Source organism: Clavibacter tessellarius (genome assembly GCF_001618005.1).
GTDB lineage: Bacteria > Actinomycetota > Actinomycetes > Actinomycetales > Microbacteriaceae > Clavibacter > Clavibacter tessellarius_A.
This window is the reverse complement of record NZ_LQXA01000010.1, coordinates 1-5974: the sequence shown is the minus strand read 5'-3', so window position 1 is coordinate 5974 and position 5974 is coordinate 1. Positions and strand designations below refer to the sequence as shown.

Annotated in this window: 6 protein-coding genes; 3 read left to right on the top strand and 3 right to left on the bottom strand. The window is 72.7% G+C overall.

Annotation, left to right across the window (positions count from 1 at the left end; all coding sequences use genetic code 11):
• Positions 1-44 precede the first annotated feature (44 nt).
• Genes AWH51_RS02145 through AWH51_RS02135 form a run of 3 tightly spaced genes read left to right on the top strand, consistent with a single transcriptional unit; the run spans position 45 to position 1834 of the window.
• The gene (locus AWH51_RS02145) at positions 45-401 is read left to right on the top strand and encodes a hypothetical protein (RefSeq protein WP_063070498.1); all 357 of its coding nucleotides are present in this window, start codon (positions 45-47) and stop codon (positions 399-401) included.
• A 33-nt stretch (positions 402-434) separates the two neighbouring features.
• A complete protein-coding gene (locus AWH51_RS02140; RefSeq protein ID WP_063070497.1) occupies positions 435-1040 on the top strand; it encodes a hypothetical protein in 606 nt (201 codons plus the stop codon).
• A 56-nt stretch (positions 1041-1096) separates the two neighbouring features.
• Positions 1097-1834, top strand: coding sequence for a ZIP family metal transporter (locus AWH51_RS02135; RefSeq protein ID WP_063070496.1), 738 nt, complete (start codon positions 1097-1099; stop codon positions 1832-1834).
• Between the two features lie 191 nt (positions 1835-2025).
• Here the strand turns inward: AWH51_RS02135 and AWH51_RS02130 are convergent, their stop codons facing one another.
• From AWH51_RS02130 to AWH51_RS02115, 3 genes are all read right to left on the bottom strand, one after another.
• On the bottom strand, positions 2026-2577 hold the full coding sequence (locus tag AWH51_RS02130) for a hypothetical protein (protein ID WP_131798093.1): 552 nt from the start codon (positions 2575-2577) through the stop codon (positions 2026-2028).
• Positions 2578-3415: 838 nt separating this feature from the next.
• Complete coding sequence (locus tag AWH51_RS02120; protein WP_063070493.1) at positions 3416-3910, bottom strand: MarR family winged helix-turn-helix transcriptional regulator; 495 nt, start codon at positions 3908-3910, stop codon at positions 3416-3418.
• A gap of 24 nt (positions 3911-3934) precedes the next feature.
• Entirely contained in the window at positions 3935-5890 is a 1956-nt protein-coding gene (locus AWH51_RS02115; RefSeq protein WP_063070492.1) for a choice-of-anchor G family protein, read from the bottom strand.
• Between the last annotated feature and the right edge of the window lie 84 nt (positions 5891-5974).

The following is a 5974-nucleotide window of genomic DNA, read 5'->3' as shown; positions in this document are numbered from 1 at the left end:
GCGGGGGGGGGGGCAGCGGGATCCGGCGGGGCTAGCGTCGGGGGATGAGCGAGCCCGCGGATCCCGACGACACGGGCCACGGGTCCGGCGACGACGCAACCGATGCGGAGCGCTGGCTGGTCGTGGGCGGGCGGCGGTGGCCGCGAACGGATCCGTCGCTGCCGGACGACGTCGTGGAGGCGCTGAAGTCGCACCTGGGGCGCGGCCGGTCTGGCGTGGGCGCGGCGAAGCGTCGCGGCGACGGCGATGCGGTGGCGAAGGCCCGCGAGCGGGTCGGCCTCGCGAAGCACGGCCTCGGCGAGCGCGGCCCGCGCTGGTGGGACGAGCCGGAGGACGCCCGCCTCGAGCGGGCGCGCGAGGCGCTGCGGGAGCTCGACGCGCTCGACGGCCCGGCGAGCTGACGCGCGGCCCCTCGGCGGGTCCAGGCTGGACCCATGCAGCTCTACTCCGCGCTCCCCCTCGTCCGCGCCCGGCAGATCGCGGCCGACACCGCGGCGCTCGCGAGCATCGTCGTGTCGGTGCTGGCCGGGATCGCGGTGGCCGCGCTCATCCGCCCGCTCGGCGACCTCGGCCGCAGCATGGAGCGGTCGGGCACGCAGCTGAGCGGATCCATGGCCGACGCCGCCGACGCCCTCGGCCGCCTACCGCTCGTGGGCGACGCCGCGCGCGGGCCCTTCGAGGACGCGAGCGGCATCGGCGCGGGCCTCGTGCAAGCCGGACGCGACCAGCAGTCGCTCGTCGGCACCGTCGCGCTCGTGCTGGGCCTGCTCGTGGCGCTCGTGCCCATCGCGTTCATCGTGCGGCACTGGCTGCTGCGCCGCATCGCGTTCGTGCGTCGCGCGGCCGCCGCCCGCTCGCTCGCCGCGACGCCCGGCGGCACCGAGCTGCTCGCGCTGCGGGCGCTCGCGTCGCGGAAGCCGGCGTCGCTGCTGAAGGCGCACCCGGATCCGGTCGCCGCCTGGCGCGCAGGCGACCCGCGCGTGGTGCGCCAGCTCGCCGACCTGGCGCTGCGGGACGCGGGGGTGTCGACGGGGCGGTGATCGGACTAGGGCGCCCGACCTGACGACGACCGCGTGCGAGGAGCATCCTCGGAGGCATGTCGCCTCTCCTCCTCGCCGGGCTCGCCGGCCTGCTGTCCGGGCTGTCGCTCGTCGTCGGATCCCTCGTCGCGTGGTTCGTGAAGGTGCCGCGCGAGGTCGTCGCGCTCGTGATGGCGTTCGGCGCCGGCGTGCTGATCTCGGCGCTGTCGTTCGACCTGGTCGACGAGGCGGCGGGGAGCGGCGGCGTGATCCCCACGCTCGGCGGCTTCGTCGCGGGCGCGGTGGTCTACGTGGTGCTCGACCAGATCCTCGAGCACGGCGGGTTCCGGCGGAAGCACCACGGGAAGTCGACCGGTGGGGGCGGCACCGGCGTGGGGATCGCGCTCGGCGCCCTCCTCGACGGCGTGCCCGAGACGGCCGTGCAGGGGCTCAGCCTCACGGGCGGCGGGGCGCTGAGCATCGGCGTGCTGGTGGCGGTCGTGATCTCGAACTTCCCCGAGGGCATGTCGAGCACGGCCGACCTCAAGGAGAGCGGCCGGAGCGCGCGCTACGTGTTCGGCCTCTGGATCTCCATCGCCGTCGTCTGCGCGCTCTCGTCCCTCGGCGGCTACGCGCTGCTCGGCGGCCTGCCGGAGAGCGGGCAGTCGGTCGTGATGGCGTTCGCGGCCGGCGCGATCCTCGCGATGATCTGCGACACGATGATCCCCGAGGCGTTCCGCAAGGCGCAGGCCCTCACCGGGCTCGTGACCGTGCTCGGCTTCGTCGCGAGCTACGCGGTGCACCAGGCGGGGTGACGGACACACGCTCCCGTGCCGCCCGCGGCAACCGCCCTCCCTCGTCCGCACTCCCCCGGTGGACGTGGTCGAGGACGGAGGTATGAGGCGCGAGTCCCACTTCAGTCGCTGATCAGCCGTCTCGCCTCGCTCGCACGAACACTCCTCGCATCACGAATACGATGCGAGGAGCGTTCGTGATCAGGATGACGTCACTGAACGCGGGACGTCTGGAAGCTCCATTCCTGAGCCGGAGCATCGAAGGCTGCTGATTCGCCCTGCTTGATGAGATTGCACCCGGAGTTCTCCAAGTACTGCGTCGTCGTCCCGCTGTACTTGACGGCCCCCAGGGCGAGCCGTCCGAGTACGTAGTCGCTCGGGACGGTCCACGAACCTCCGTTCGTCGTCGTGCCGGTCTTGCTGACGCCGATCGTGACGCCGACGTCCTGCTGGACGCTGGCCACGACGCTGCTCAGCGACACGCTCGTGGTGGCGTTGATACTGCCGGAGACCTCGAACGAGACTGTCGTATCGATCTGCAACGTCACACCCGGCCCGCCCGTGACAGAGCTCATGGAACCCGGCGCTTGAGTGAATACCGAGGACACCCCGGTGGTCTTGTAGACGATGTTGCTCCCCGAGCACTCGGCATTCGGCCTCACCTGGCCATCATCCTTCGACGACACAGGCGCTGCCGAAGCCGACGAGCCTGAGACGGCGATGAATAGCGCAGTGAGTGCCAATGCCCCGATTGCTTTCTTCATTTTTCCCCCTATTTCGACGCAGTGACTGTCACTGCTGTCGCGGTATCGCCAAGATCCAGTATCGAACGTCGGGTCCGACGTCGAGATCCACGACCAGAGGTCCCTCCCCTTCAGGGACCGGAATGCTCCCGTTGCTCTGGAAGTCAGGAGTGCACGCTCCCGAGTAGAACGTTCCGACGGTCACGGTGAAGTCCCCCGCAGAGCAGGCGACGTAAAAGGTGATCTGCGCGCCGCCACCTTCTGGCCTGTCGATCGTGAACTTCTGAGGCCCTGCACCCTCCTGGTGGAGAAGGGGCTGGACGGTGTCGGCGACGAAGCTCCCGGACCCCCTCGTGGTGACCCGATCCAATGGATCTCGGACCGCTTGAGCCTCGAGCGGCGGCGTGCTCTCCGCGCTGTCGCCATGTGCTGAGGGTGACGTGCTCGTGTCGACACCTCCGGAGGACGTGCCGGTGCAGCCCCCGAGCAAAGCGCTCAACGTCACGGCGGCGATCACCGTGGAAACCCTGGATCTGAATGTCAAAACGAACCCCCGTCGCGTGATGGCGTGGATCCATGACAGCACTCATGTGACCTGCGCACAACACATCACCGTTTGTTTGACAAAACGGGTGCTCGGACTACGATCCAGAACGCCCCGCGTCCCCGAATATGAGGACAACGCGCGGCACGAACGTCTCGACGCAGGTGCATCTCAGAGTCGATTCGGTGGCCCTGAATCAGTCTCCGCATCGGATGTGACGAGCTCCGGACGTCGATGCAGCAAAGGTTGAGCTTCGTCCGCGTGGCAGCAGCGTCCCGCCTCTCAGGAGAAGAACGAAGGAGGAGTCCCGCCGCGTCAGTCCTCCGCGGGCCGGTCGCGCGGCGACTGGTTGAAGCGGTGCAGGGCCTCGGCGAGGCGCTCGACGTCGTCCGTGTCCCACGCGTGCAGCCGGTTCTGCAGCCGGCCGCGGGTGCTGGCGCGCACCTGCTCGAGGCGCTCCTCGGCGCGCGGCGTGAGGCTGAGGATGGTGGAGCGGCGGTCCGCGGGATCCGGCTCGTCCTGCACGTAGCCCTCCTCGCGCAGCACCCGGAGGTGCCGGCTGACGGAGCTCTTGTCCATGAGGAGGCCGGTCGCGACGGCGCCCGCGGACGCCGGTCCGTCCGTGCGCAGCCACCTCGCGACCGCGAAGGCGCCGGGCTGGAGGCCGGGGTGGAACAGGGCCGCCTCCTCGATGCGGAGGGAGCGGATGGACATGAGGAGGCCGGCGAGCTCGGCGGCGACGGCGGACACGGCGGCCTCGCGCTCGTCCGCGGCGGGAGCTCGGTCTGCACCGGCGGACGGGGGATTCACGAAGGGAACCCTAACCGACCCGGATCAGGGGGTCCGGTACGCGTTGCGCCCGGCCGTGGAGGTGGCGAGCTCGGTGACCGAGAACGGCGTGCCCGTCACCGCGTCCGCGACCCGCAGCCCGAGCCGCAGCGCCGTGACCGTGTACTCCGCGCTCGTGCTCCGGCCGATGGCGGGGAGGAAGGTGGATCCGGCGGGCGCCCCGGGCTGATCCGGCTGCACGTTGACCTGCAGCGACAGGACCCGGGGCAGCGCGTTCACGAGCGACGCGACGCCCGTGGCGGCGCCGGCGGAGACGGCGGCGAGGTTCGTCCCGAGGTTCGTGACCGGCACCGCGAGGCCCGTGCTGACGGCGTTCCGCACGGGCGCGACGAGCCCGGTGGTGAGCGAGGCCACGAGGCGGTCGCCGAGCGCGGCGACGGATCCCAGGCCGAGCGCCGAGAGCAGCCCCGCCACGACCGAGTTCAGGGTCCCGAGGTTGAGGGCGGTCGCCGTGACCGTGAACTGCTTGCCCGCGACGAGGTCCGCGAGGGTACCCGAGAACTGCGACCGCAGCGCGAGGACCGGGATCGGGCTGCCGAGGAGCGGCTGCAGGGTCACGTTCGCGCTCACGTCGACGACGACGGTGACCTTCTGGAGCGCGGCCGTCATGGCGGCGCGGATGTCGGCGCTGCGCTGGTCGATCAGCGCGCCCACGCTCGCGGCCACCGTGCTCAGCGTCGCCGCGTCGACGAGGATCTCCGTGTTCGGCGCCTTCCCGTTGAGCCCGTTCGGGCCCCTGCCGAGGAAGTAGGCGAGGTCGACGGTCACGGTGCCGGTCGCGAGGTCGACGGCCACGCTGCCGTCGGCGCTCCGCAGCGGGGCCGTGAGCAGGGGCGCGACCGCCGTGGCCGCCGCGTCGACGCCCGTCACGCTGACCGTGCCCGTCAGCGCCGTGAGGCCGAGGGTGCCGCCGATGCCGCCGAGCGTGGAGAGGATCGTGCTGCGGATGGCGTCCGCGATCGCGCCCGTGGGCGTCGTCGTGGAGGAGCCGCTGGTGAGCAGCGCGGCCGCGGCCGTGACGCCGGTGGTCGCGGCGGTGGTCGTCGTGCCGGTGATGCCGCGGACGGCCGGGCTCACGGCGGTGAGCTCGAGACCCGCGATGCCGTACTGCCGGGTCGAGCCGGGCAGGGATCCGTTCCCCCACACCGCGTTCCGGCGCCCGCTGCACCAGTCGAGGACCGAGCTGGAGGCGACGGCGCCGAGCGCGAGCCGGGTGGTGGTGAGGGCCGAGGTGCCGGTGGTCGCGTTGACGCTCGCGAGCACCCGGTCGAGGTCAATGGTCGCGCGGCCGGGCAGGGCGGGGGACGTGGGGGTCCCGGTGACGCCGACGGCGCCCGAGTTCGAGACGAGGCCGCTCGCGGCGGCGGACGTGCCGGTCTCGGTGACCCGCACGTACTGGTTGAGCGCACCCGCGGATCCGGCGGGGAGGCCCGCGTTCAGGCCCGTGAGGTCGAGCGTCGCGGTGGTGCCGAGGGCCTGCGCGACGAGCGGGTTGACGTACACGCCGGTGGCCGGGCTCGGCGCGCTCGCGGGCGTGGGCTGCGATCCCGGGCGCGCGTCGTCGACGGCGGAGAGGCCGGCGAGGCTCCCGGCCGCGTCGAGGTTCGTGCCGATCAGGCTGCCGCGGAGGAAGCGCGCGGACGCGGTGGTCGTGAAGCCGGTGCTGGTGCCGCAGGTGAGGTTCTCCGTCGCGACGCGCGACTTCATCCACTCGGCGTCGCGCCAGGCGGCCTCCGACGGGACGACCGGGGGCGTGACGGCACCGGCGACGAGCGCGACGGCGACCCCCGCGGCGACGAGCGCGGGGCGGCGGAGGCCGGTCGGGCCGGAGAGGCGGCGGAGGGCGGGGAGGGCGCGGAGGCCGCCCGCGAGGAGGCGACGGAGGATCGGCGTGCGCGGCGCGCGGCGACGGGCGTCGCGGCGACGGGGGGCGGCGGTCACGCGGCCACCTCACCGGGAGCGGCGTCCACGCGGCGGGCGTGGTTCGCGCGGCGGGCGTGGTTCGCGCGCCGGGCGGGGGCGCGA

Bases quoted from the DNA above. Each gene is read 5' to 3' on its own strand.
- AWH51_RS02135 (WP_063070496.1), top strand. From the start codon at position 1,097: ATGTCGCCTCTCCTCCTCGCCGGGCTCGCCGGCCTGCTGTCCGGGCTG.
- AWH51_RS02140 (WP_063070497.1), top strand. From the start codon at position 435: ATGCAGCTCTACTCCGCGCTCCCCCTCGTCCGCGCCCGGCAGATCGCG.
- AWH51_RS02145 (WP_063070498.1), top strand. From the start codon at position 45: ATGAGCGAGCCCGCGGATCCCGACGACACGGGCCACGGGTCCGGCGAC.
- AWH51_RS02130 (WP_131798093.1), bottom strand. From the start codon at position 2,577: ATGAAGAAAGCAATCGGGGCATTGGCACTCACTGCGCTATTCATCGCC.